At 54.5% G+C, this 21813-nt stretch carries 25 protein-coding genes; 9 read left to right on the top strand and 16 right to left on the bottom strand.

The window, feature by feature from the left end; all coding sequences use genetic code 11:
• Window positions 1-689: 689 nt before the first annotated feature.
• Entirely contained in the window at window positions 690-1355 is a 666-nt protein-coding gene (locus tag YA0848_RS24350) for a hypothetical protein (protein ID WP_052491576.1), read from the bottom strand.
• 199 nt (window positions 1356-1554) lie between these two features.
• On the opposite strand from YA0848_RS24350, the gene YA0848_RS24355 reads away from it, so the two are divergent.
• The 3 genes from YA0848_RS24355 to YA0848_RS24365 all read left to right on the top strand — a co-directional run bounded on the left by YA0848_RS24355 (window position 1555) and on the right by YA0848_RS24365 (window position 2813).
• A complete protein-coding gene (locus tag YA0848_RS24355; RefSeq protein ID WP_042561603.1) occupies window positions 1555-1821 on the top strand; it encodes a hypothetical protein in 267 nt (88 codons plus the stop codon).
• Window positions 1818-1997 (top strand): hypothetical protein, encoded by a 180-nt coding sequence (locus YA0848_RS24360; RefSeq protein WP_042561604.1) that lies wholly within the window; start codon window positions 1818-1820, stop codon window positions 1995-1997. Before YA0848_RS24355 ends, YA0848_RS24360 begins: the two co-directional genes overlap by 4 nt.
• A gap of 234 nt (window positions 1998-2231) precedes the next feature.
• On the top strand, window positions 2232-2813 hold the full coding sequence (locus YA0848_RS24365) for a hypothetical protein (RefSeq protein WP_052491577.1): 582 nt from the start codon (window positions 2232-2234) through the stop codon (window positions 2811-2813).
• A gap of 343 nt (window positions 2814-3156) precedes the next feature.
• Here the strand turns inward: YA0848_RS24365 and YA0848_RS24370 are convergent, their stop codons facing one another.
• From YA0848_RS24370 to YA0848_RS24380, 3 genes are all read right to left on the bottom strand, one after another.
• The gene (locus YA0848_RS24370) at window positions 3157-3870 is read right to left on the bottom strand and encodes a hypothetical protein (protein ID WP_042561605.1); all 714 of its coding nucleotides are present in this window, start codon (window positions 3868-3870) and stop codon (window positions 3157-3159) included.
• 117 nt (window positions 3871-3987) lie between these two features.
• Window positions 3988-7293: a UvrD-helicase domain-containing protein gene (locus YA0848_RS24375; RefSeq protein ID WP_042561606.1), complete on the bottom strand. Its 3306-nt coding sequence runs from the start codon at window positions 7291-7293 to the stop codon at window positions 3988-3990.
• A 2-nt stretch (window positions 7294-7295) separates the two neighbouring features.
• The gene (locus tag YA0848_RS24380) at window positions 7296-8261 is read right to left on the bottom strand and encodes a hypothetical protein (RefSeq protein WP_096144210.1); all 966 of its coding nucleotides are present in this window, start codon (window positions 8259-8261) and stop codon (window positions 7296-7298) included.
• A 261-nt stretch (window positions 8262-8522) separates the two neighbouring features.
• On the opposite strand from YA0848_RS24380, the gene YA0848_RS24385 reads away from it, so the two are divergent.
• Complete coding sequence (locus tag YA0848_RS24385; RefSeq protein WP_235378434.1) at window positions 8523-9497, top strand: TauD/TfdA family dioxygenase; 975 nt, start codon at window positions 8523-8525, stop codon at window positions 9495-9497.
• A gap of 87 nt (window positions 9498-9584) precedes the next feature.
• On the opposite strand, the gene YA0848_RS24390 is transcribed toward YA0848_RS24385, so the two are convergent.
• Complete coding sequence (locus YA0848_RS24390) at window positions 9585-9932, bottom strand: hypothetical protein (RefSeq protein ID WP_143129414.1); 348 nt, start codon at window positions 9930-9932, stop codon at window positions 9585-9587.
• An 845-nt stretch (window positions 9933-10777) separates the two neighbouring features.
• Between YA0848_RS24390 and YA0848_RS24395 the strand changes: the two genes are divergently transcribed.
• Window positions 10778-11338 (top strand): arsinothricin resistance N-acetyltransferase ArsN1 family B, encoded by a 561-nt coding sequence (locus YA0848_RS24395; protein WP_054895960.1) that lies wholly within the window; start codon window positions 10778-10780, stop codon window positions 11336-11338.
• Between the two features lie 26 nt (window positions 11339-11364).
• Here the strand turns inward: YA0848_RS24395 and YA0848_RS24400 are convergent, their stop codons facing one another.
• Genes YA0848_RS24400 through YA0848_RS24430 form a run of 7 tightly spaced genes read right to left on the bottom strand, consistent with a single transcriptional unit; the run spans window position 11365 to window position 16243 of the window.
• Window positions 11365-12438 (bottom strand): ArsO family NAD(P)H-dependent flavin-containing monooxygenase, encoded by a 1074-nt coding sequence (locus YA0848_RS24400; protein ID WP_054895961.1) that lies wholly within the window; start codon window positions 12436-12438, stop codon window positions 11365-11367.
• A 29-nt stretch (window positions 12439-12467) separates the two neighbouring features.
• The gene (arsC, locus tag YA0848_RS24405) at window positions 12468-12890 is read right to left on the bottom strand and encodes an arsenate reductase (glutaredoxin) (RefSeq protein WP_198712552.1); all 423 of its coding nucleotides are present in this window, start codon (window positions 12888-12890) and stop codon (window positions 12468-12470) included.
• A gap of 20 nt (window positions 12891-12910) precedes the next feature.
• Window positions 12911-13624, bottom strand: coding sequence for an arsenical resistance protein ArsH (gene arsH, locus YA0848_RS24410; RefSeq protein ID WP_153426206.1), 714 nt, complete (start codon window positions 13622-13624; stop codon window positions 12911-12913).
• 47 nt (window positions 13625-13671) lie between these two features.
• Entirely contained in the window at window positions 13672-14142 is a 471-nt protein-coding gene (locus YA0848_RS24415; RefSeq protein ID WP_198712553.1) for an arsenate reductase ArsC, read from the bottom strand.
• 16 nt (window positions 14143-14158) lie between these two features.
• Window positions 14159-15442, bottom strand: coding sequence for an arsenic transporter (locus YA0848_RS24420; protein WP_198712554.1), 1284 nt, complete (start codon window positions 15440-15442; stop codon window positions 14159-14161).
• A 25-nt stretch (window positions 15443-15467) separates the two neighbouring features.
• Window positions 15468-15824, bottom strand: a complete 357-nt coding sequence (locus YA0848_RS24425) for a metalloregulator ArsR/SmtB family transcription factor (protein WP_198712555.1) — start codon at window positions 15822-15824, stop codon at window positions 15468-15470.
• On the bottom strand, window positions 15821-16243 hold the full coding sequence (locus YA0848_RS24430; protein ID WP_198712556.1) for an arsenate reductase ArsC: 423 nt from the start codon (window positions 16241-16243) through the stop codon (window positions 15821-15823). The genes YA0848_RS24425 and YA0848_RS24430 overlap by 4 nt, the downstream gene beginning before the upstream one ends.
• A 129-nt stretch (window positions 16244-16372) precedes the next feature.
• Between YA0848_RS24430 and arsN2 the strand changes: the two genes are divergently transcribed.
• The 4 genes from arsN2 to YA0848_RS24450 all read left to right on the top strand — a co-directional run bounded on the left by arsN2 (window position 16373) and on the right by YA0848_RS24450 (window position 19708).
• Complete coding sequence (gene arsN2, locus YA0848_RS24435; protein ID WP_198712557.1) at window positions 16373-16828, top strand: arsenic resistance N-acetyltransferase ArsN2; 456 nt, start codon at window positions 16373-16375, stop codon at window positions 16826-16828.
• Between the two features lie 180 nt (window positions 16829-17008).
• The gene (locus tag YA0848_RS24440) at window positions 17009-17356 is read left to right on the top strand and encodes an ArsR/SmtB family transcription factor (protein ID WP_032856864.1); all 348 of its coding nucleotides are present in this window, start codon (window positions 17009-17011) and stop codon (window positions 17354-17356) included.
• 38 nt (window positions 17357-17394) lie between these two features.
• Window positions 17395-18480 carry a flavin-containing monooxygenase gene (locus YA0848_RS24445; protein WP_032856866.1) on the top strand — a complete coding sequence of 362 codons (1086 nt, stop codon included), beginning with the start codon at window positions 17395-17397 and terminating at the stop codon, window positions 18478-18480.
• A 37-nt stretch (window positions 18481-18517) separates the two neighbouring features.
• Window positions 18518-19708, top strand: coding sequence for an MFS transporter (locus YA0848_RS24450; protein WP_082445503.1), 1191 nt, complete (start codon window positions 18518-18520; stop codon window positions 19706-19708).
• Window positions 19709-19722: 14 nt separating this feature from the next.
• Here the strand turns inward: YA0848_RS24450 and YA0848_RS36730 are convergent, their stop codons facing one another.
• From YA0848_RS36730 to YA0848_RS24470, 4 genes are all read right to left on the bottom strand, one after another.
• A complete protein-coding gene (locus tag YA0848_RS36730) occupies window positions 19723-19989 on the bottom strand; it encodes an antitoxin Xre/MbcA/ParS toxin-binding domain-containing protein (protein ID WP_082445504.1) in 267 nt (88 codons plus the stop codon).
• A gap of 134 nt (window positions 19990-20123) precedes the next feature.
• On the bottom strand, window positions 20124-20753 hold the full coding sequence (locus YA0848_RS24460) for an HAD family hydrolase (protein ID WP_169871359.1): 630 nt from the start codon (window positions 20751-20753) through the stop codon (window positions 20124-20126).
• Between the two features lie 81 nt (window positions 20754-20834).
• On the bottom strand, window positions 20835-21332 hold the full coding sequence (locus tag YA0848_RS24465; RefSeq protein ID WP_033901917.1) for a hypothetical protein: 498 nt from the start codon (window positions 21330-21332) through the stop codon (window positions 20835-20837).
• A gap of 98 nt (window positions 21333-21430) precedes the next feature.
• Window positions 21431-21748 (bottom strand): hypothetical protein, encoded by a 318-nt coding sequence (locus YA0848_RS24470; protein ID WP_033901845.1) that lies wholly within the window; start codon window positions 21746-21748, stop codon window positions 21431-21433.
• Window positions 21749-21813 lie beyond the last annotated feature (65 nt).

A 21813-nucleotide genomic window follows, 5' to 3' on the forward strand; every position in this document is an offset into this window, starting at 1 on the left:
TAGTTTGTAATGACGATTACATTAATCAAGATCTTGGCGCTTGGGAAGCCGCGCATCGAAACACGGATATTGGTGAGTCCGACTGTAGGAGGAGTGGTCGTGCGCAAATAAGGGCTTTAGGAGCTGCACAATGTTGTCAGCGACAGAAATGCTTCTTTCATGCGCTTTAGATTTCTAAAGCTGGAGGGCCGCTTTTGGCCGATTCTGTTGAAAAAGTCGGCCATGGTTTGCGCATCAGAAAAGTACGCGTCCGAGATTGAAATCTTTACTTTTGGCAGGGGCTTCCGGACTCGGATTTCACGTAGCTGCGTGCAAAAAAGGCGTTCTCACCAGTCAATGATCAGGCAGTTTGGGCAGACCGACTTTTTCAACAGAATCGGCCGTTAGCTGCCCCCAGCCGAGGGCAGCTATTGGTCGACTCCAGCCGGTCGAGGGCATGCAGTTCGCCGGTCAAGTCTCTTGCAAACGGGCGGCCAAGTGGAATGCAATTCTCCAGTCGCTACACCACAAGATTGATACCTGGCTGCGTAACAGCTGAAATTAGCTGGAGCCGGCGTCCTATGATCAGTGGCGGCCACACGCAGCCTCCTGCAGGGGCGCTCAATACACCAGAGAGACTTGATGCATCCTTGGCACGGGTACACACCCACAGCTGGCCAGGGACGTCTTCTCGCGACACCAAGCGACATCTACCCTAAAGCCATCATCTGATCGAGAGTGTTTTCGTCGCGAAAACTCATCATCTCGTTGAACAGCTCCTCTGGCAGTACCCGAGACGCTGGAAGATGATCGATAAGGTAAAGCCGGATAGTCTGGGTAAAGTGAGACGTAACCGCTGAGCGAATTCGATCTTCTAGCTCCTCTGCTTTGTACCCGCTGCCATAGTCGAATATGGCAGATCTCCATCGGCTTTTGAGGAGATGGAAGCTCAGGACATTTCTTGAGGCCTTGGCACTCGTTCTATGGTGGGGCTCTGCCGTGACTCTGTGGAAATAGGCTGAGTCGATACGGAACATCTCCTTCAATCCCGACCCTGAGTCATCCCAAAACTCTGGGATGACAAAAATGAGCCGCTGCAAGAAATCGTCCGATAGCTCGCGGGGAGGGGTTACCGTCACCAGCATATTCCCGACGTGCTCAGGAAAAGCAACGTCACGCTCCTTCCATCGAAAATCGAAGCTGATATGAAATTTCTTCATGTCGGCCTCTTCCGCTTGCTGCAGCTTTTCCGTCACCAGGTAGCGAAGGCCGTCGCTCACGGCTACCCCCGCATTTTCGACCATAGCCGAGTAATTCGCGTACTCCACTGGATCGAATCGGACGCTGATTGCCTTTTTGACTTTGCTCTCAGACACGTTTACACGCCTCGTAACGTTTACTTTTCAAAACAGGTGACAAACCCATGAGCAACGATTATGGTTGCTTCACCCGCCGATGTCGAGCCTACGCCGCAAACGTGTCGCAGCACTGGCAGGGCAAATGAGCCAGGCTCCCATGGACTGGCTCACCCATTCAGCAAAAAACTGGGCCAAGCCCACATACAGGACTTCACGAATGACGACATTCAACCCCCACATCGCTGCAGATCCTGCAGCACAACAGGCAGCAGCGCCTACCCCCGCTGCCGGTGAATACTCAGAGCAATACACGATGAAGCGCCAGCAACGCCTGTCACTCACCCAGGAGGAAGCCGATTCGGTAAACCGCCAACTTGATTTGATGGAGCGATGCACCGGCAAACGTATTTCCGTGAACAAGCTCATTAAGCAGGCGACTTTGCAGAAAGCGGAACAGGTTTTGGAACAGGGGAAAAATAAATGAGCCGCAAATCCGCTCCACCCGCCATCGCTGGCAAACCCATTTTGGTTACCTTTGGGGTCAACCAGACCGACAAAGTCAACAAAGCGGCCAACATGCTGAACAAGTCTCCACGCCAATTCATACTCGACTCGACGATGGAGGCCTGCGAATCAGCCGGCAAAGTACCTAAGCCTTAATGGCTATCGTGTTAGCAGTGCTCGGCGGCCTCTGAGGTATCCCACACCTTGAGTCATCGAGCCACCTGCACGATTCTAGGGATCACCCCGACTCAGCTTCTCCATCCAGAGTACTCGCCGCAGAAACCCAATGACCATCGGCATCACTAAATTCTGTAAAATGGGAAAGTGCGGTTCTGACACGGCCAGTCGTGACGTGAGAATGGAGCCATCAAGTAGTTAAGGATTGCTGGCATGTCACGTTTCAAGGCGCCGCCGCCTCAGGCGATACCGGTCGAGTTCGACCATCACGAAGATTTCAATATTGCTCACCCCTCCACAGGCCTGGAATCCTGGGGATTGGTGAAGGTCACCAGCCAGTTATTGCAACAGCCTGGCGGGGATATCTACCTCAGGGCGGGCAAGCACATCGGGCCCCACAAAGGCTTCGGTGTACGCCACATCTGGCAAGAGCGTGGCCATGACCTAGTAAAGTGGGGCTACCCAACGGTCTATGACGTACCGCGTTTTGTGTCCGACATCATCGTGCATGGCTCAAACATCGTTTGTGAGTTTGACTCGATGAAGGGGAACGAGCGACTGATCGTGCTCCGGGGTCGCAAAGGGTGTGCAGTATTAGCAGCTTGGCCTATCGGCGATGACCAGCTCTATTACAGCGTGGTGACGGCTTATCGCAACCGTACGCCGAACGGGAAAGCTGTCGGGATGATTGAGGGTTTTCAAATCCCAGAAACGCCAAAGGCGCCAGATTTGGCGCCCTTGACTGAAGAAGATATGCGGGATGGTAGTCGCAGCGCTTGCTTAGCTAACCCCTAGGGGTTGGGTCACATGCCAACAGACCGAAGTCTGATGCCGCTACCACACGGATGGCGTCTCCGTGCAATCCACACTCCAGATCCAATTTCGCCTGATGATCTCGGAGCCCTGCTCTTATTTCCCGCACACCCACTATAGCGTCACGACCTGCGTTATACAAGGTGAAATCCCATGATGGGAAGTGAGGGCTGGCTATTTCAGATGAAGCGGATGCCAACAAAATAGGGGCAAAACCACTTCAGTTGAGGCTTGAATCTCCTAATGCTCCCCGGCCCACGCAGACTTGGTACGCGAGCGATTGCTCACATCAGCCATAGCAACCTAGGCTGATGCTTGCTCGAATTCAGGGTACCGGCCTCTCGGGCTGCCAAAAATTACAGCTGAAGTTATTCAGGCCCCCGCCGTAGGCACTAGGCCTCACCGCGAACACCTCTGGCACCGCATCCCCATCGCCGCCATCGCGGAAGAACTCTCTCATAGAGAAAAGCGCCTGAGCCTTCAAACGCTCCCATTCTCGGTTAAGACTGTCTTCTAGATCCCTGGCTGCCTCCGCCGCGCTGGGCTTGCGCTTGGGCATCGGCAAGGTATAGCTGGGCTGAGGGGAGAATTCGTAGACGAACGTCAGGTGCCCGTGCTTCCAGTCCGAAGACGGTGACGCTCGCCAGCGGAATGACACTTGCACTGACAGTCGCTTGCTGAGATGGAAAGGCGGCCTGATCTGATCATCAATGAAAAACAGCTCCCCCTCTTTGTGCTCAGTTTCAAGCCGACCCTTCATCTGCTGCACAGCGTGAATGAGGTCATTGCCGGCATGCAGCGCATCCTGTCGAGTGCGTTCGCGCTTGGCATGGGCCTTGGCCTTGCCGTACTCAGCGATCGCTTGTTGGAATGCGTGAAGCTTGGTACCCACGTAAGGGCCACAGTCACTGAGCCCAAGGCCATGAATCGGCCCCATACGCTCTTCATCCAGGCACTTGCGCACAGCTGTCCGAAGCGCTGTCTCGTCTACGTCGCTGATTGCAGCTTGCTGATTACTCGGCAAGTTAATGTAGGTCATACCCAAAACTATCCTTGTGTAATGGTGGCCAAGCTACCGTCTCATCTCAGCGCACAGCTTTCCGCGTCTCTGAGAGATAGCCCCATGGCGATGAAACACAGAAGCCCTTGAGGTTGATCAGGGGATACTGGCACAGATGCTCAGATAGGCGCAGCGCCCACAATGCCGACCTCTGGAGGCGGATCGATCACCTGCGGCAAAACGTTGAGCCATCTTGTATACGGACGTGCTCGCGGCCTGCTTGGAAGGGCCATCCATCACGTACTGGTCAGTGATAATGGAGTAGATCTTCGCACTCGGCCTTCGAGAGCCATTGATATCGAGCATCATGGGCCGTAGGTGACTCAGGGTGTATGGGATCCCCGTCTGAGCTCGAATCCAGTGCAGCTGCCCTTTATCGACGAGCATCCAAGGGAGCTCAATGCGCACACCGTTGACTTCAGAAACCATCCCTTCTTCGACGGCACCGCCGACGCTGTTAACCACCACCAGCCCACGCTTGGCGGCGGCAATCGCATCATCCATCAAGCCAGGGTCTTCTGCCCTATCTGGAAGTCCGCGTAACGCCCATGCAGCTTGGAATGCCGTGTTGGGGTCAGTGCCGTCCCTCGCCACGGCCAACAGCATGTCCATAATCGCCCAGCGAGCACGGATCGAGACGTCGATTTCCTGCTCGGCAGTGAGCGCTAGCTCATAGCGATAGTGGTACTGGAGGGGACAGCTCATGTAGGCCTGGAACGCCTCATAGCTCACAGTGGGTACCACGGTGCTGCTAGCCAACGGCAGCGGTATGATGGGTGCGGGCGGTACCTTCACCCCCAAGCGCTTAACCAGACTAGTGGGAGCAGCGCGATTGAGCGGAACTGGACGTGGCCACCCACTGATCTCATAGAGATACAGGTAATCACGGGCCCGAGACAGGGCGACATAGAGCAGGTTATTGCGCTCTACCCGCTCTTCGAACATGAACTCTGACCCAGTGCTGTTCAAAACTTCGGGAGGGATGAGATCCAACCCCCGCACATCGTATGCATAGGGTCGATTGGCGCCGTATGACGCGTCGTCAACATCGGTGACGTGAACTGCTGGGTACTCAAGCCCCTTGCTGGAATGCACGGTCATAACGCTCACCGCATCCAGGACTCGCGCTTCAGGCGGTAAACCGCGATCCCCTAGTTTTTCTCCAATCCTACGGCGAAGCTCCTCGCGAAGCAGGAACTGGGAAAGCCGTGCCTGGCGGATATCTCCGTCACCATTGCGTACGGCATAGACGAACAGCCATGTTGCCAAGCGCTGAGTATGGGCCTGAATGGTCTGATCAGCAGGGTTTGGAAGACCGTAGCGCTGATCGAGCAGTACTTTGGCGACAAAATCCCAAGGCCTTGAATTCCGCTTGAGCCCTCTCAACAGCAACGCCAAATTTGACTTGGCTTGCTGGCCAGCGGGCGAGAGGCCTGGCGTAGGCAGCCATAGCCAACGGCCTCGCTGCATGCTCAATCCCGCGCCTTTGCGGGTCAGGAATATGAGGTGCTCAATGTCTTGGGGCGGCATTCGAAACGCTGGCTCAGAGATCAGCCCGACCAGTGAACGCGGCTGTCGCATACACAGCAGTTCCATCAGGCACAGCAGCTTCTTTATCTCAGGGCGCTGGCAGACATCGCCGATGTGCAGCACTGGCACATTCAGATTTTCAAGCGCTTCAACAATTTGCTCAACGTTTGCCGATTTGCGGCTGATCACGACTTGATCCCTGTACGGGACACCCCTCTGCACCAGCCCATCAATGCGCTGAGCGATGGTGACGGCTTGGGAGGGCTTGGAGTCGCACTCATACAGGGTAGGTATGACCCCGATCGAGGGACGATACGCCGTGACTGGTTCCAGAGGCATCCGGTCATTCAGTGCATGATGGATGCCTGCGCAGGAAAATAGCTCCAAGATCTCAGGCGTGCTTCGCCGATTCAGGTCGAGAGCGTAGCGGCGCACCGTTGCTCCTGGAATGGTGCTCAAGAACGTGGTGTCGAAGTGCATCAAGCTACGGATCGACGCGCCTCGCCAATGGTGAATGGCCTGACGCACATCACCGACGACCCAGAATGATTGAGCATTCAGCGCCAATTGACGAAGGAGGTCGACCATCACCTCGGTGACATCCTGATACTCGTCCACTAGTACGTGCGAGAAATGGTCGATGTACTGAGCAACGCTTGTTCTATCCCGCTTGGCCTGGGATGCAGGGAGGGCAATGAGGTCAACGTAGTCGACCAAATGCTCAGCTCGCATTGCTGTTTCGTACGCTTCAAACAGGGTGGCGATGTCTTCGCGCTCATTGGCTACATCCGGCTCGCAGGGCGGAAGTGCAGCCAAGCGCGTGCGGTAGTCGGCAACTGTGAGGCATTCTTCCTTGAGTCGTTTGATATGGCCCAGAACGCCAGGTAGCCAATCGTACGGGTTCTGTAGCCTCAGATAATACTTGAGCCGCACCTTGGGCAGCGTGCTCACCATCAGGCGAACTTGCATCAGCGGATCTGCGAGCCGAACGTCGGACTCCAGGCCGAAAATCTGATGGTATTTGCGAAGGAATTCGAGCCCGAATGCATGAAAAGTCCCGGCCCACACGTCGGCGGCTCCGGCGATGCCAGACACCTTCAGGCGTTCAACCAATTCATGAGCCGCCTTGTTCGTGAAGGTCAGCACCAAGATTTGGCTGGGAGGGATACCGCGCTCGACCAGGTGCTTGATGCGATGGATCAGTGTCGTCGTTTTACCAGTACCCGGCCCGGCAACAACGTTGACGAAGGTTTCGGACGCGGTAGCAGCATCGTGCTGCCCCTGCGTCATAAGCGGCAGAGGAGGAGGTGGAGCAGGAGGCAATATGGGGAGCAAAATGCCGTCGAATAGCTGAAGACGAACGATCTCCAGCGGTACCTCCAGAGTGGCCGCGATGACCGTGGCACCAGTACCGCTATGGAACAGTTGGCTTGCGACACCACGGGGTAGCAGAAGCTCACGAGCAAACACGTTTGCTTGAAGCTCCAAGCGCTCACGAGCACCGTATGCTTCCACCGCCACCGTAGCCTGACTCCCATAGGAATCCGTCATGCTGGTCAGATGAGCGACCGTCTGTGCAGGGCGATCGCCGTCGAGGTACCAGTGACCCAACTCATGGGCGATGAGATAGGCCGTTTCTCCTGGAGACACATCGTTGCGGATGTAGATGGTTTGAATTTCTCGCTTGAGCACCCCGCTGCCGCCACCCAACTCTGGGTGCCCGAAAGGTAAGCGCTCAATCGCGATTTCGAGCGTGTCCTCAACATGAGCCAAGAGCCCAGAGGAGCTGACGCCACCTAGAGAAGCGGCCAATCCGACCAGGGCTTCTCGGGTTTCGAATGCTTGCCGACGTGCCCGGTCGAATGGATTCACACTTAGCCCTCTAGGTTCAGGAGACGCTCTTGTTCCTCAGCCGGCAGCTGAAGCTCTTTGACTGCGACACTCCACGCCTTGCGTTCCGCTTGCACGGTGGGTTTTCCATCAGTCGCTTTGAAAGCTGGAACGCATTGGGTGGCGAACCGACGCTCCAAGGCTACCGACACAACATCCAAAGGCTTCTTCAAAACGACAGCCAGCTTCGCCAGGACTCGCGCAGGCGCCAGTACAGAACCACCAAGGATCATGTTGGTCAGGCCGCGTTGCTCACCTAGATCGATCTGAGGAGCGAGAGCACGGGCTTTTACCCCACTGACCTGCTCGATCGCCTTGATAGCCTCTACGACAACCTCATCACGGGTAATCGAATTAGTCGTTGCCTCACGCACAGCAGCAGCGTGAGGGCAATGGCTCAAAGCGTTGGCGAGAAGGAAGTTGGTGAATGATGACAACGAGCGCTCATATTCACCTGCGCGTAAGCGCGTTCTCATCACCAGACGCCTGTCAGCCCGGATGATCCAACTCTCCGAATCGGCACCTGCGTAATCATTGGCAGTGCGCTCGTAATCAGTCAGCAGCTCCGAAGGGTCTACTGTCCTTGATTCTTTATCGAACCGGGTCAGCCCGTCCTGCACCAGATCTCGCGCAGCGATCGACAGCGATACCCCACGGCGTTTTGCTACGCGTCTTACCAACTCATGAAGCGAGACCTTGGTAGTTAAACCAATTTGCAAGCGGGCAGCTTGTGTTCGTTCATCGGTGATTTTGGTAGTAGCGGTAGGTTGCATGGTCGCCTCCAAAGTCTGCTTATCCGCAGGCACTGTGCGTGAGACAGGTGGCATCGCTAACCGTTCGTCGGCTGGAACTTGAGGAATCAGTTCGACGAGTACGGACATCAAGCCAAGCAGCAGGTGCGGTTCGTCCTTGCCGGTGACCACTACAGGCTGGCCATTAGCCAGTGTCATCTCACACTCAATGCCCTGGGAGGTCTCCCGCAAGTGCATGAATGGCTTAAGGCAGGCTAGGAAACTAGCGCACCCTTGGAGATAATCGGCAGGCTGAAGCTTGGGCATTTTCATAGACGGATTTGGTCGCTGGTGAGATCGTGCGTGATAATCACGCTGACATACATCACTTTTATATCACTCGCGCGTGTAGGGACACAATTGATCCAGGCAATCTTTACAGAAGCAGTGCGTGTCGCAGTCAGCGAATGGCGAGCGAACGTGACCTACGAGCAAGTGCTTGAGTACCTGGCGCGCCCCGGCGATCTGGGGCGTGAGCTGCAGCCTGCGATCGAACGCGAGCTCAATAGCCGGGGGAGCAGCTGTGCAGAGGTGCAAGCCTTTGCATGGGCACAGCCTTGCCTGACGCTGGAGGGTATCTTCCGGCCAGATGACCTACCCGATACCCCTATTGATTTTTGCCCGGTGCCTGAAGCAGAAGGCACGGTCATTGCCCGAGTCACTGCGATCGCGTGCCTTGCGGCTATCAATTCCGCCACGGTTTCCTATGGCTCCGAGAACGGAGGCGATCTGTTCGTGAACCTGGTGGTGTTCCCGCCTGGCCGAGGTAAATTCACAGTCAAATCGGCGGACAAGATGAGTGGGCACACCGATGGAGTGACCTTCCCGTTGCGGGGATACCGCGACCCCCTGAATGAACGCATTGCACCCTCTCCAGACTTTGTGTGCTTGTCGGCACTGCGCAACCCGAAGCAAGTTCCGACTACGGTTATGCCTCTTGACCACCTCATGGCGCACTTGAGCCAAGAGCATATCGACGAACTCCAGAAGCCCCAGTACATCATTGGTTCGCAACTGACCTTCCAGGATGGGATGGTAGACATCCTGGGCGACGAACTTGATGTCGATGATGCGCAGCTTCTCTTCCAAATGAATGGAAGCTGGTGGATCCGATTCAGCCACAGCACCACGCAGATTGCTGACATCGGCCACAAGTCCGCGCAGGAGGCAATGGACGCTCTGAAACACGCATGTGCTGACTGCGCAATCGCTGTTCCTCTGCAGCCAGGTGATATCGCCTTGGTAAACAATCGCATTGCGCTGCATGGCCGCAGTGAGCCTGGAAGTGAATACGGCGAGCAAACACGCTGGCTCCTGCGCACCTACGGGCTAGAAATCACTGATATCGATCCTAGCCAGTGGCATGAGGGCAGCGACTTCAAGCTATACCCGTAAACCTCAGCGCTTGGGCTATCACAAATGAGCTCGTCCGCTGCAAGCCTCTGCAAGTCCGGAATCCGTAGGTGTCTCAACTGGACAAGGTCAAAGCCCCAGGTCTGCCGCAAAACGCTGGTCGCGGATTGAAGCAGGGGCATGCCCATCGATGATCAGCTTCTGCTGCAGATGGCGTACGAGATGCCAAGCCAAAGGTTCACGGATTTCCAAGCAACCGTCGAGCTGATGGAAACCATTGGAGCGCTGTGTAACAAGGGCCTCTCGAAGCGCAGTAAAGCCATCAACGCCGATGACCGACCTGTGAACGCGGATAGGATTATTCAGCCCAGGACGACGCTCGTAGGCGCTTAAAAGCGATCGAAGGATTACAGGGAGATCATCCCCATAGGCTTCGCAGGCAAGAGACCAGAGCTGACCATCAGACAGTGGGGTCATAGGATCCGATGTCGGGCTCGCATTATCCATAAATTGGCAACATAGCACCCAAGCGCGGCCAGAATTCAGGTGCACCCTGTAAACCAATTTTTTAACGTGTTAATCACAGGAGTTTACAGTGTAAAAATTTGGTTTACAGGCTCGAATTTTCAAAGTGCGTACAAGGGTCAGCAAATGCATTTCGTTAGAAATATGACGGGGGCGGACGTTTGCAGACGCCTGTTGTACGAGACGGGTGGAATTTCAGACGGACTGATCCCAGCAAAAAAGCCCTATTGGTTTGACGTCAAAGCGTAAGCAGCAGCCTGCGGCTGCAAAGTAAAGCGATTTCTCCTTGGCCCCCGGCCCACCCATTCCAACCTCAAATTCACCTTCAGTCCTCAAAACCGTGTGATCTAGAAGCCGTAAATATCAGATGTAAAAGCCGGCGAAATCCTGTGAGAAAAGCGGTGCCTGGGCCACTGCCGCTTTTATCTTGCTCTCAAATATAAGAACTCCGTCTCGCTTAAAAATTTTCAAGAGGGGGGGGTGAAAATAAAATGGACATTGCCGACGAACGGTAAATAAATTGCCTATTTGTCAATCTGAGTTTTCACTCAAAAATCCTCGAAAACCTATAAAAAATGCTTTAAAGCAAGCGAAAACGCTAACATTTATGAGTTTCGATTCACCAAATGCGAATTTTGATCGCCTACGAGCGCGCCCAGCAGGTACATTGGCCATGCCGGTCGTTTCTGCCTCTAAGTCATACCAGTCACCGGCTTCAGTCAGAAATGCATCGCTGCGGCGAGCGTAGTTAGAATCCGAGTGCCGAACGACGGCTATTCAACGAGAGATCATTCACGATGGCTGTAAAGGGTTTGAAAATTCGTACGGCAGTAATCACCGACGCAGAAGCCATCCAGCGCATTTATGCTCCCATTGTTCTAAATACAGCGATCTCATTCGAAGAGACCCCGCCAAGCGTTGAGGAAATTGCTCAGCGGATAGCGACGACACTTCAGACATATCCCTACCTAGTGGCTGAAGATGATGGCGAGATCAAGGGCTACGCCTACGCAAGCCAGCACAGGGCTCGTCCGGCGTACCGATGGGCTGTTGACGTGACGGTTTATGTAGCTGAATCGGCTCGCCGGCAGGGAGTTGGCCGTGAGCTCTATGAGACCTTGCTTCCGATTCTTGATAAGCAGAGATTTCGCGCAGCGTACGCCGGAATTGCGCAGCCAAACGAAGGCAGTGTGGGCCTGCACGAGTCGCTGGGGTTCGTCCACATCGGCACATATCCGGAGGTAGGCTTCAAGCTTGGGAAATGGCACGACGTCGGCTACTGGCGACTCGGGCTGTGTCCGGCAACTCCTCCACTGGAGCCTATTCTCTTTCCTGAGCTTGAAGTCGCATCACAGTAGGCACACTCGATTTGCGTCGCGAGACATCAGGGTTCGCTAGTGAGATAGCTTTGGACTTGGTTGACTACATCCCGAGCGGTGCGGGTTACTCCGATCAATGTCGCAGAGGCGAGCCCCGTCCAATCGCCGTAACCCATCAGCCACAAATTGGGTGACGCAACACTTCGATTTTCGTCCACAGCCACTTTACCGTCCAGGCCTACAACGCCCAGGCTGCTCAGGTGGTCGAGCGCGGGAGAAAATCCCGTGCACCAGATGACAACGTCCACCTTTGTTTCGTCTCCTGATGACCACACAACGCCTGTCGAAGTGAAGTGCGTGAATGGCCGTACTGCGCTCAATACACCGCGTTCACGAGCGTCTTTCACCGATGACACCATTACGATGTCGCCCAACCCTCCAGCGGGCTGCTCAGGCTCCACACCATCCTGTTGCGCCTTCAATCGAGCAGTAGCTCGTTCGAACAGGACGCGCCCATCAACCTCATCAGGTAGAAACTTTGGGACTTCTTGAGTTACCCAGGTTGCCTGAGCCACTTTGGAAACCTCGGCGTAAATCTGGGCTCCCGAGTTGCCACCACCGACGACAAGGACAGTTTTCCCCTCAAACTCATCCGGCCCAACGTAATGAGCGGAATGAAGCTGCTGCCCTAAAAACAACTCCTGTCCGGGATAGCTTGGGATAAATGGGCGGCTCCAGGTGCCTGTTGCACTGATAACCGCTTTGGCCTCCCAGGCTCTGTCCTCGGAGACAACCCGTAATCCGTCTTCGATTTTCTCGACACGGTTTACCCGCGTGGATCGGATGATGGGAAAGTCATATCGACGCTCGTACAGAGTTAGATAGTCAATAACATCGTCCCGCCCAGGAGTCCCCTCGGATACTGCTGGCATGGGCCAGCCGGCAATTGAGCTCCAAGCAGACGGCGAGAATAGTCGGAGAGAATCCCACCCATGCCGCCAGGCCCCTCCCGGTGCTGACTCGGCGTCGAGTAATACATAGGAAAGGCCTGTACGCCTCAAGAAATAGGCTACGGTGAGCGCGGATTGGCCACCGCCAATGACCACTACATCAAATTTCGAGTTTTGATTCACCAGCATCCCCCCAGGCCCATCTGCTTTACATCGGTTTAAACCCTGCGGCCATTCTCATCAATGACGACTTGTCCGTCTTCTTTGACGAAGCTGCCGCGCTGCTCTTGCGGCAGAAGGTCGAGGACTGCCTCTGACGGACGACACAAGCGTGTGCCCAAGGGCGTCACGACGATGGGGCGATTGATCAGGATGGGGTGAGCCATCATGGCATCGATGAGCTGATCATCAGTAAGTGACGTATCGACCAGTCCCAACTCCTCGTAAGGAGTGCCTTTGATGCGAAGCAGGGCCCGCACCTCAATACCCATATCCTTGATCAACCTGACAAGCGTGGTGCGGTCAGGTGGGGTCTGCAAGTACTCGATAACCGTCGGCTCTTCACCGCTATTACGGATCAGCTCCAAGGTGTTGCGAGAGGTGCCGCATTCGGGGTTGTGGTAGATCGTGATCTGGCTCATATCGCTTCCTCGTGCTGACGTTAGATGGAGCGCTGGTTGACGCGCTTGGACAGCTCTTCGGCGGACTCTTTACGCTCGGAGTACCGATCAACCAAGTAATCCTGGCGATCCCGCAACAGCAGGGTGAACTTCATCAGCTCTTCCATCACGTCCACGAGACGATCGTAGTACGAGGAAGGTTTCATACGGCCTGCTTCATCGAACTCAGTGAATGCCTTGGCCACGGAAGACTGGTTAGGGATGGTGAACATCCGCATCCATCGACCCAGTACGCGCAGCTGATTGACCACGTTGAAAGATTGCGAGCCGCCACAGACCTGCATCACAGCAAGGGTTTTGCCTTGCGTAGGTCGTACAGCGCCCATCGCCAGCGGAACCCAGTCAATTTGGGCTTTGAATACCGCACTCATGGAGCCGTGACGCTCAGGGGAGCACCACACCTGCCCCTCAGACCATTGCATCAGCTCGCGCAGCTCAGCGACCTTGGGATGCGTATCGGGAGCGTCATCCGGCAGCGGTAGACCTGATGGGTCAAAGATCTTGGTTTCAGCGCCAAACTCATTCAGCAGGCGTGCCGCCTCTTGCGTGACTAACCGGCTGAACGAGCGCTCTCGCGTTGATCCATACAGCAGAAGAATACGAGGTTTATGGAGCGAAGGTGTACGAGGCGACAGCTGCTCCAGTGAAGGAATGTCGATCAGGTCGGCGTGTACGTTCGGCAATGTATCTTGCATAACAACTCCTACGGCGGCGCCAGGTTGGGCACCGCCTCGGTTGATCTTTAAAGCGAACCGATGCGACTCAGTTCAGCTTTCAACTGTTCAGCGCTGATGGTCTTCAGTGGCAGCGCAAGAAATGCGCTCACGCGCTCGTGAATTTTGGCGAGTGTGGTTTCAAACGCAGCGGTGATCTCGGCTTCCGACCCGCTAGCCTCAGACGGATCGGCCAGCCCCCAATGCGCCTTCAAAGCTGGCCCGAAGAAGATTGGGCATGCCTCACCTGCAGCCCGGTCACAGACAGTGATCACAAGGGCTGGCGGCGAGCCTTCAAAAGCGTCCGAAGCCTTGCTGCTTAAGCCCGCCGTAGAGATACCCGCTGCCTCCAGTGTCTGCAGTGCCCTTTGATTCACCCGCCCACTTGGAAAGCTTCCTGAGCTGACAGCTTCTACGCCCTCGGGCGCCAAGTGGTTGAAAAGCGCCTCGGACAGAATGCTGCGGCAGCTGTTGTGGGTGCACATGAACAAGACTTTCATCAAAAAATTCCTTGGCTCAGAAACTGAGGCGCAATGCCAGGGCACACAGGGTGGCGATGAGGATAGGTAGGGTCAGCACGATCCCGGTCTTGAAGTAGTAGCCCCAGCCAATCTTGATATCCTTCCTAGCTAACACGTGCAGCCATAACAGCGTTGCCAGGCTACCAATTGGAGTGATCTTCGGGCCAAGGTCGGCACCGATGATATTGGCGTACACCATTGCTTGCTGGACGACGCCATCGACTTCAGCGGCATGAATTGACAGGGCACCTACCAAGACGGTGGGCATGTTATTCATGATTGACGACAGAAATGCTGTTAGCAGCCCTGTTCCCAGAGAGGCGCCCCAGACCCCATAACCGGCGAATACGTTCAGGATCTGCGCGATGTGGTCAGTCAGGCCCGCGTTCTTCAGGCCATAGACGACCAGATACATACCCAAAGAAAAAATCACCACTTGCCACGGAGCCTCTCTGAGCACCTTGCCTGTGTTGATGGCATGGCCGCGAGCCGCGATTACATAAAGAATGAGTGCACAGAACGCTGCGATGGCGCTAATCGGAACTCCCAATGGTTCGATGACAAAGAAGCCGATCAAGAGCAACGCTAATACCCACCAACCGGCCACAAAGGTGGCACGGTCGAGGATAGCCTCGCTCGGACTTTCCAGTTGATTGAGGTCGTAGGTTTTGGGCAAATCCTTTCGAAAAAACCAAAGCAACATGGCTAATGTCGCCGCCACACTGATAATGTTTACAGGCACCATGATCGAGGCGTATTCATTAAAGCCGATACCGAAGTAGTCGGCAGAAACGATATTGACCAAGTTGGAAACTACAAATGGCAGGCTCGCAGTATCGGCGATAAATCCGGCGGCCATTACGAATGCCAACGTTGCAGCGGGAGAGAAACGCAATGCCAGTAGCATTGCAATTACGATGGGCGTGAGTATGAGTGCCGCGCCGTCATTGGCGAATAACGCCGATACCGCCGCGCCTAATAGGATGAATAGTGCGAAGAGCTTGCGGGTGCTACCAGCTCCCCATCTCGCAACATGCAGCGCAGCCCATTTGAAAAATCCTGCCTCATCAAGCAACAGGCTAATGATAATGACGGCGATGAACGTTCCTGTGGCGTTCCAGACGATACTCCATACCTCAGGTATGTCTGCAAGGGTAACGACGCCTGCCAGCAACGCCACAACGGCACCCAACACAGCACTCCAACCTACCCCAAGACCCTTAGGCTGCCAGATAACAAGCACAATGGTGGCGATAAATATTAATACGGCAATCAGCATTTCATTAATCCAGTTGGGGCGTGAATCAGCTGCACACGGCCTGATTAATAGGACGATCGTTCATACCGCAAAGGCGTTTAGCCTCGGTTTCTAGCCAATGAAGATTGGCGTCTACGACTTCTCTCAAAACTGCAGTTACCCACGCAGGCAAATCGGGGTTCAGGCGGTAGTACACCCATTGGCCTTGGCGACGATCCAACAGCAAACCGGAAGAGCGCAGCAGCGCCAAATGGCGAGAAATCTTCGGCTGACTCAGGTCGAGTGCTGCCGTTAGCTCGCATACACACAGCTCACCTTCACTCACGATAAGCAGCGAAATTTTTGCTCGGGTGTCATCCGCCAGGCACTTGAATAAGGTGGTGGGGTTCATGGGTTCTGTCATAGATCCTCCAGGTGTTTAGTCTTGACCAAAACGAAGAGCTTGATGCGCTCATGGATGTCGTGGAGCGTGTGGCGGAATGCGCCGGGATCATCGCTCGTTACTGGGTCAGGAAAGTCCCAGGCAATGACTTCACGTGCACTGGGCCTTGGTAGGCATTCGCTTGCGGATTTATCGCAAAGAGTGATTACGTAATCGAATCGATAAGCTTGTAACTCGCTGATGGATTTGCTTCGTAGGCCCGTTGCATCGACTCCAACTGCTTCCAACGCATGAATCGTGCGCGGATCAACTTCAGATGGTTGGGATCCTCCGCTGAAGGCCTCGAAACGCGGGTCGGTGTGCCGCAGCAAAGCCTCTGCAAGCTGGGAGCGGGCTGAGTTGGCAACGCACACGAAAAGCACTTTGATAGCAGGGCTCATGACTGGACTCGATGCATATGGAAAATCGAATATACGCTTTAGCAGATATTCGGTAAAGCGAATATGATGACTGCTGCTTCGGCTTGAGCCGTAACACTCCATGCAAAGCGGCACAAAGGAGATGAACGGATGGAGATGATGATCCAGGCAACGGAAATAGCCGGAGGGCAATGGCAGCGCTTTCGCGACGCCCTGAAATCTGCTGACCTTCCATCAGACGATATTGATCTTCCTGGCCGAACCTTTTTTGAGTTCACGCTGGACAGTGAGACGGTCGCATGGGGAGGATTCGAAACGCATGGTACGGACGGGTTGCTGCGTTCTCTGGTCGTGGAGCCCGCATACAGATCGAAAGGGGTTGGAGCTGAAATGCTTCGAGTCATTGAAGCGATAGCCGCCGGGCAGGGAATCGCTCGATTTCATTTGCTGACAACAACTGCATCAGGCTTTTTTGAACGGCAGGGCTACGCACTGAACCAGCGAGGCTCTGCGCCGCCTCTGATTTCTCAGACGGAGCAGTTCAGGGGGCTTTGCCCTGGCTCGGCTTGCTACATGTGCAAGGCGTTACCGCTGGACGATGGCTGATTGTAGACGCTACCGATAACCTAGCAGCAGAAGGTTGGCCGATCATCCCATTGAGACGTTTGGCACCTGGATTGAGGTGTTGCTCGTCAGTAGATAGGCACGGCCCTCCGGAGTGCTGGCAGGTCGTGCTTTGTCGACCCGACCTTTACATGTGCACGTACATACACATATAGTCGCTACATGACCTTATTACTGAACCGAACCCAGGCAATCGAGGCCGCCATAGAGTCGCTGGACGGTGCATTCTTCAAAGCCCTCTGTGAGCCACCGCGAATCGCAGTGCTGAAGCGCGTAATGCTACTAGGCCGTGCTGATGTCACTGAAATTGCGGCTGACTTACCTCAAGAGCGTTCGGTTGTGTCTCGCCACCTTCAGGTGCTACTAGAGGCGGGGATCGTTAGAGCCACTAAGGTAGGGCGCCAGATGTTCTATGAAGTGGACGGCCCAGCCATTATCAAGCGTCTAGAGGCCATCCTCATCCACACCAAAAGCATCGTTCCACTGTGCTGTCCAGGCGAAAAGGTCTGAGCCTTTTTTTGCATAAATACGTGCATGAGTGCGCATACATGAACATAAGCAGTCAGATGTTGGATGTTATTGTCATTGGTGCTGGCCAAGCAGGGTTGGCTACCGGTTGGCACCTGAAGCAGCACGGCCTCAATTTCCGCATTTTTGATGAGCAATCGCAGCCTGGGGGGAACTGGCGTAATTACTACGACAGCCTTGAATTGTTCTCACCAGCAGCATATTCCTCTCTTCCGGGGCTTCCTTTCCCTGGAGCAGCAGGCCACTACCCTACTAGAGATGAAGTCGTGCGTTACCTCGAACGGTATGCCGACTTCTTCCGGCTACCTATTCTCCAAGGGATTAGGGTCGCGAACGTAGGTCAGGAAGGCGAAGGATTTCGGATCACTGCAACGAACGGACAACGCTTTTGGGCGAGAGCGGTGGTCGTGGCCTCAGGAGCCTTCAGCCGTCCCTACGTGCCCGATATCCCTGGGCTCAAAAACTTCAGCGGCACTCAGCTTCACAGTGCTCATTATCGGAATGCAGAAGCATTTAGTGGACAACGCATTGTCGTAGTTGGCGCCGCTAACTCCGCTGTACAAATCGCTTACGATCTATCCAAAGTTGCAACCGTGACTCTGGCCACGCGAGAGGCGATTCGATTCGCGCCACAACGGATATTAGGAGCAGATTTTCATACTTGGCTGAAATGGACAGGCCTGGAGAAAACTAAGTGGCTAAACGATCAAAGCACGCCTGTACTGGACGACGGAACGTACAGAAAGGCTCTGAAATCCGGATACTTCAATCAAGCAGCAATGTTCTCCGAGGTCACTTCAACAGGCGTTATTTGGGCCGAAGGGCAGCATGAAACCGTTGATAGCCTGATTTTTGCCACTGGCTATCGTCCGAACCTGCCATTTCTCCAAGGCCTTCCAGTAATGGATGAGCAGGGACGAGTGGCGCAGCGCGACGGGCGAGCCGTTCATGTTCCAGGCTTGTACTTTGTAGGCTTGCCCAAACTACGCAACTTCGCCTCTGCAACCCTACGAGGCGTGGGGCCTGATGCCGAACAAATACTTCGGTATTTGCTAAAGCGAGTTCGTAATTTGGAAGCCGCCCCCACGCTCGTAACGCAAAACTGAGCAGCCTACGTCTGAAAAACACAAGAGTCCGTAGCTAGTGAAAAACCTAGAAAGCAGCCAGCAACCTATCAATAGATTCAGGCTTGTGTGGGCATTAGGAATCGCACAAATCCTCGCTTGGAGTTCGACCTATTACCTGCCAGCAGTTCTTGCGACACCAATCACCAAAGAAACAGGATGGTCAGTTACGAGCGTAGTAATTGGATTGTCATGGGGACTGCTGGTCGCAGGAGCTTGCTCGCCCATGGTGGGACGATGGATCGACCGAAATGGGGGACGCCCCGTGTTGGCAGCTAGCTCGTTATTGTTGGCGATGGGTATGCTGTTGATGGGCTTGGCCAGTAACTTGGCCGTTTATTACCTAGCATGGACGCTGATCGGTGCGGGCATGGCTGCTGGCCTTTATGACGCAGCTTTTTCGACACTCGGACGACTACTTGGCGACCACGCACGTGCCTCGATGACTGGTCTAACCTTGCTAGGTGGGTTTGCCAGCACCTTAGGCTGGCCACTGATCGCAGGCCTAGAGCACCAGATCGGGTGGAGGTACAGTTGCTTTGCCTTAGCCGCAATGCACCTGGTAGTTGGACTACCAATCCATCTTCTGACAATTCCCAGCGAGAAAGGCCCCCCAGCCGAATCTGCACCTCTTACAAGTCCCCCGTCCATTCCTAGTTCCAGCAAATTAACCAATCGCATATTCATCCTGCTGGCAGCGCTGCTGACATTCCAGTCGCTGGTTATTTCTTCCGTCTCAGTCCACCTACTTGATGTGCTAAAACTGCTTGGCATCGCAACTTCAACAGCACTGGCCATAGGAATGATGATTGGGCCATCTCAAGTCATGGCACGCCTTGCAGAGTTTTCGATTGGGCGAAACCTACACCCTACCTGGTCGGCTCGTATCGCCATCCTGCTATGCGGGGTGGGTATTGCGCTGCTGTTACCGGCCATCCCGTGGCTGGCCTTCGTAGCCTTGGCGCTTTACGGAGCAGGTAATGGAATTCTGACCATTGCTCGCGGAACATTACCCTTGGCTCTATTCGGCGCGGATGGCTACGGAGCACGTATGGGGCTGCTGGCTCGCCCGATGCTGATTGCCCAGGCTGTAGGCCCCGTAGCAGCAGCACTTGCTCTAGAAAGATTTGGATCAATTCCGCTGTTAGTTGGAATGTGCATTCTAGTAGCAATAAGCTTTATTACGAGCCTTGCTCTCCCTGCCAAATGACTGGCTAAATGGGATTAGTCACGTATGCCGTGATCAAGCCGCATAATCTCGTCATGGATAATTGTGAATCCCATAGGTGTGCACAGCACCCTGCAGGGTGTCTGACGGCCTACACCTACTACAGATCTTACAAGCCATCGCTGCGCCTTCTTTCGGCTTCCAAACACTTCAAGTGCGATTGAGAAGACCTGCTCGTAACGCGCCTGAAAACAGCGATGCCTAGCACTCCAGCAGCCGATCGGGGAGCGAACGCATCGCCCGACAATCCTAAGCTCATTCATGCTTCACCCTCTGGTGATACTGGTCTGGTCGCCCCTCGTACTCTGTGCAGGGGGCATCCTGGCAGGGCCACCTCGTGGCGCGGCCCTTTAGCTCAGACGCAACGCTTACCATCGAATTGAGGATCTGCTAGCAGCTACGTATCACTCAGCACTGATTGTGCAAAATGGGAAAGATTGGAAGCCCCGCCTCCATTCCTGCGCAACAGGTAACCCTTGATACCGACCAGGGCAGGCCCATCCCGATCACACCTTTCTGAGTCGCCAATCATGACGATCCGTCTCTTACCACTGAGCTCATTTTCTGGCCGGACATTAAGCAGATCGCAGGTGTGCTGGTAGATGCCGGCTTGCGGTTTCATAACACCAATGCGATAGCTGAAACCATAGGCCCCAAGGTGCGGGAAAATCCTTTCCACTACGGGGCCGTAGGCCATTGCCAGGTTTGAACATACGGCCAGTCTCACCCCTGCAGCTTGCAGTAGCCCAACGGCCTCAACCGCGTCTGGATAAGGCTGAATGCTTGCCAGCTCTTCCTCCAAGCATTGGTCGAGAAATGCAAGCTGGGAGGGCGAGATCTTGATACCAAAGGCCAGCGCAGCCTCGCTTAGAGAAAGGCGACGGGTCATGATCGCTCGAATGTCATCAGCGCGAGGCAAGCGGCCTTGGCGTCGCCCCTCTCGAAGCAACTGTCGAAACGGATGTGTCGGCTGCTGTATCTCTACCAGCGTTCCGAAGGCGTCAAAGATTACGGCACTGGTCTTCATCTGAGTTTCCTTCGCTGGTCACCGTCCGCAAGACAGCCAGCCACTCTAACGAGAATCAAGCTCAACAACCAAATAACCAATCTACCGAAGAGTAACGCCAAATTTTGAAAAATCATCCACCAGCGTTTTTCGACCCAGCATTTTCGGAAGCTTGAAGACGTTCCTGTACCCATACCACAAAAACATAGGAATAATGACAAGCCCAACTCCAAAGGTGGCCGTTGCAGCAATAATCCCAGCTGGAACCGCTGCTAGCGAAATAACCACACCCTTTACCAAAGTCGACCTTGCAATAATTCGCAGATCATCCAAGTCGCACTCAACTTTCCCACCAGCCTTCTCAAAAGCGACAACAATTATCGATTTCTTTGAGGCATGTTTATAGTACCAAGTTCGCGGAACATCAGTCGCCAAAGCACCATGCTTCGCAAGATACTTCAGCATCACAACCTCCTTGAAATAGAGCGTAGCGCCGTGTTCATCTTCATATCTAACACGTCGATAGAGAGCGTCTAGATCACCGCTCGCTTGAGCATCATAGTTCTTAACAGTCAATGTCAATTTCTTTAACTCGGACATGCTTCTTCCCTTAAACACACATTAACTATTAATGGATTAGATGACGGTGGGGCCTACTGAAGCAGGCTGAGACAGCGGCCTCGACGACGCGGGGGCACTCAAGCGGCGGCAGGCAATCGGCTGACCATGACGTAATGATCGTTGCCTGACACTGTCCGCAATAACGCCATGCCTTCGACCTCCGCTATCACCTCACTAGGGGGTGTGACAATTGTCATCCCATCAACCAGTTGCCCTGAAAGATCGCCATACACATACGCAACGAAACGATCGCCAACTTCAGCTGCATCTACCAGATACGCGTCCACTAGTGCACCCCAATCATGGGCCTGCGCAATCGCCAACTTAGCTGACACCAGACTGGGCAGTCGTATTCCGCCCTCAGCCGTCCAGTCCTGGGAATTCAGACAACTCATGGATTCTCCATCACGTTCGAATTTGAAACCTACTCACTTACTGAAAAAAGCTAAACGCCGGCAGC

It is taken from the genome of Pseudomonas sp. S4_EA_1b, from assembly GCF_016307435.1.
GTDB lineage: Bacteria > Pseudomonadota > Gammaproteobacteria > Pseudomonadales > Pseudomonadaceae > Aquipseudomonas > Aquipseudomonas rhodesiae.

Excerpts from the sequence above, each read along its gene's own strand:
- YA0848_RS24425 (WP_198712555.1), bottom strand. The coding sequence starts at position 15,824 with ATGACAGAACCCATGAACCCCACCACCTTATTCAAGTGCCTGGCGGAT.
- YA0848_RS24360 (WP_042561604.1), top strand. The coding sequence starts at position 1,818 with ATGAGCCGCAAATCCGCTCCACCCGCCATCGCTGGCAAACCCATTTTG.
- YA0848_RS24420 (WP_198712554.1), bottom strand. The coding sequence starts at position 15,442 with ATGCTGATTGCCGTATTAATATTTATCGCCACCATTGTGCTTGTTATC.
- arsH (WP_153426206.1), bottom strand. The coding sequence starts at position 13,624 with ATGCAAGATACATTGCCGAACGTACACGCCGACCTGATCGACATTCCT.
- YA0848_RS24445 (WP_032856866.1), top strand. The coding sequence starts at position 17,395 with ATGAACATAAGCAGTCAGATGTTGGATGTTATTGTCATTGGTGCTGGC.
- YA0848_RS24380 (WP_096144210.1), bottom strand. The coding sequence starts at position 8,261 with ATGACACTGGCTAATGGCCAGCCTGTAGTGGTCACCGGCAAGGACGAA.
- YA0848_RS36730 (WP_082445504.1), bottom strand. The coding sequence starts at position 19,989 with ATGAATGAGCTTAGGATTGTCGGGCGATGCGTTCGCTCCCCGATCGGC.
- YA0848_RS24395 (WP_054895960.1), top strand. The coding sequence starts at position 10,778 with ATGGCTGTAAAGGGTTTGAAAATTCGTACGGCAGTAATCACCGACGCA.
- YA0848_RS24365 (WP_052491577.1), top strand. The coding sequence starts at position 2,232 with ATGTCACGTTTCAAGGCGCCGCCGCCTCAGGCGATACCGGTCGAGTTC.
- YA0848_RS24355 (WP_042561603.1), top strand. The coding sequence starts at position 1,555 with ATGACGACATTCAACCCCCACATCGCTGCAGATCCTGCAGCACAACAG.
- YA0848_RS24415 (WP_198712553.1), bottom strand. The coding sequence starts at position 14,142 with ATGAAAGTCTTGTTCATGTGCACCCACAACAGCTGCCGCAGCATTCTG.
- YA0848_RS24430 (WP_198712556.1), bottom strand. The coding sequence starts at position 16,243 with ATGAGCCCTGCTATCAAAGTGCTTTTCGTGTGCGTTGCCAACTCAGCC.
- YA0848_RS24465 (WP_033901917.1), bottom strand. The coding sequence starts at position 21,332 with ATGTCCGAGTTAAAGAAATTGACATTGACTGTTAAGAACTATGATGCT.
- arsC (WP_198712552.1), bottom strand. The coding sequence starts at position 12,890 with ATGAGCCAGATCACGATCTACCACAACCCCGAATGCGGCACCTCTCGC.
- YA0848_RS24390 (WP_143129414.1), bottom strand. The coding sequence starts at position 9,932 with ATGACCCCACTGTCTGATGGTCAGCTCTGGTCTCTTGCCTGCGAAGCC.
- YA0848_RS24370 (WP_042561605.1), bottom strand. The coding sequence starts at position 3,870 with ATGACCTACATTAACTTGCCGAGTAATCAGCAAGCTGCAATCAGCGAC.
- YA0848_RS24440 (WP_032856864.1), top strand. The coding sequence starts at position 17,009 with ATGACCTTATTACTGAACCGAACCCAGGCAATCGAGGCCGCCATAGAG.
- YA0848_RS24460 (WP_169871359.1), bottom strand. The coding sequence starts at position 20,753 with ATGAAGACCAGTGCCGTAATCTTTGACGCCTTCGGAACGCTGGTAGAG.
- arsN2 (WP_198712557.1), top strand. The coding sequence starts at position 16,373 with ATGGAGATGATGATCCAGGCAACGGAAATAGCCGGAGGGCAATGGCAG.
- YA0848_RS24400 (WP_054895961.1), bottom strand. The coding sequence starts at position 12,438 with ATGCTGGTGAATCAAAACTCGAAATTTGATGTAGTGGTCATTGGCGGT.
- YA0848_RS24470 (WP_033901845.1), bottom strand. The coding sequence starts at position 21,748 with ATGAGTTGTCTGAATTCCCAGGACTGGACGGCTGAGGGCGGAATACGA.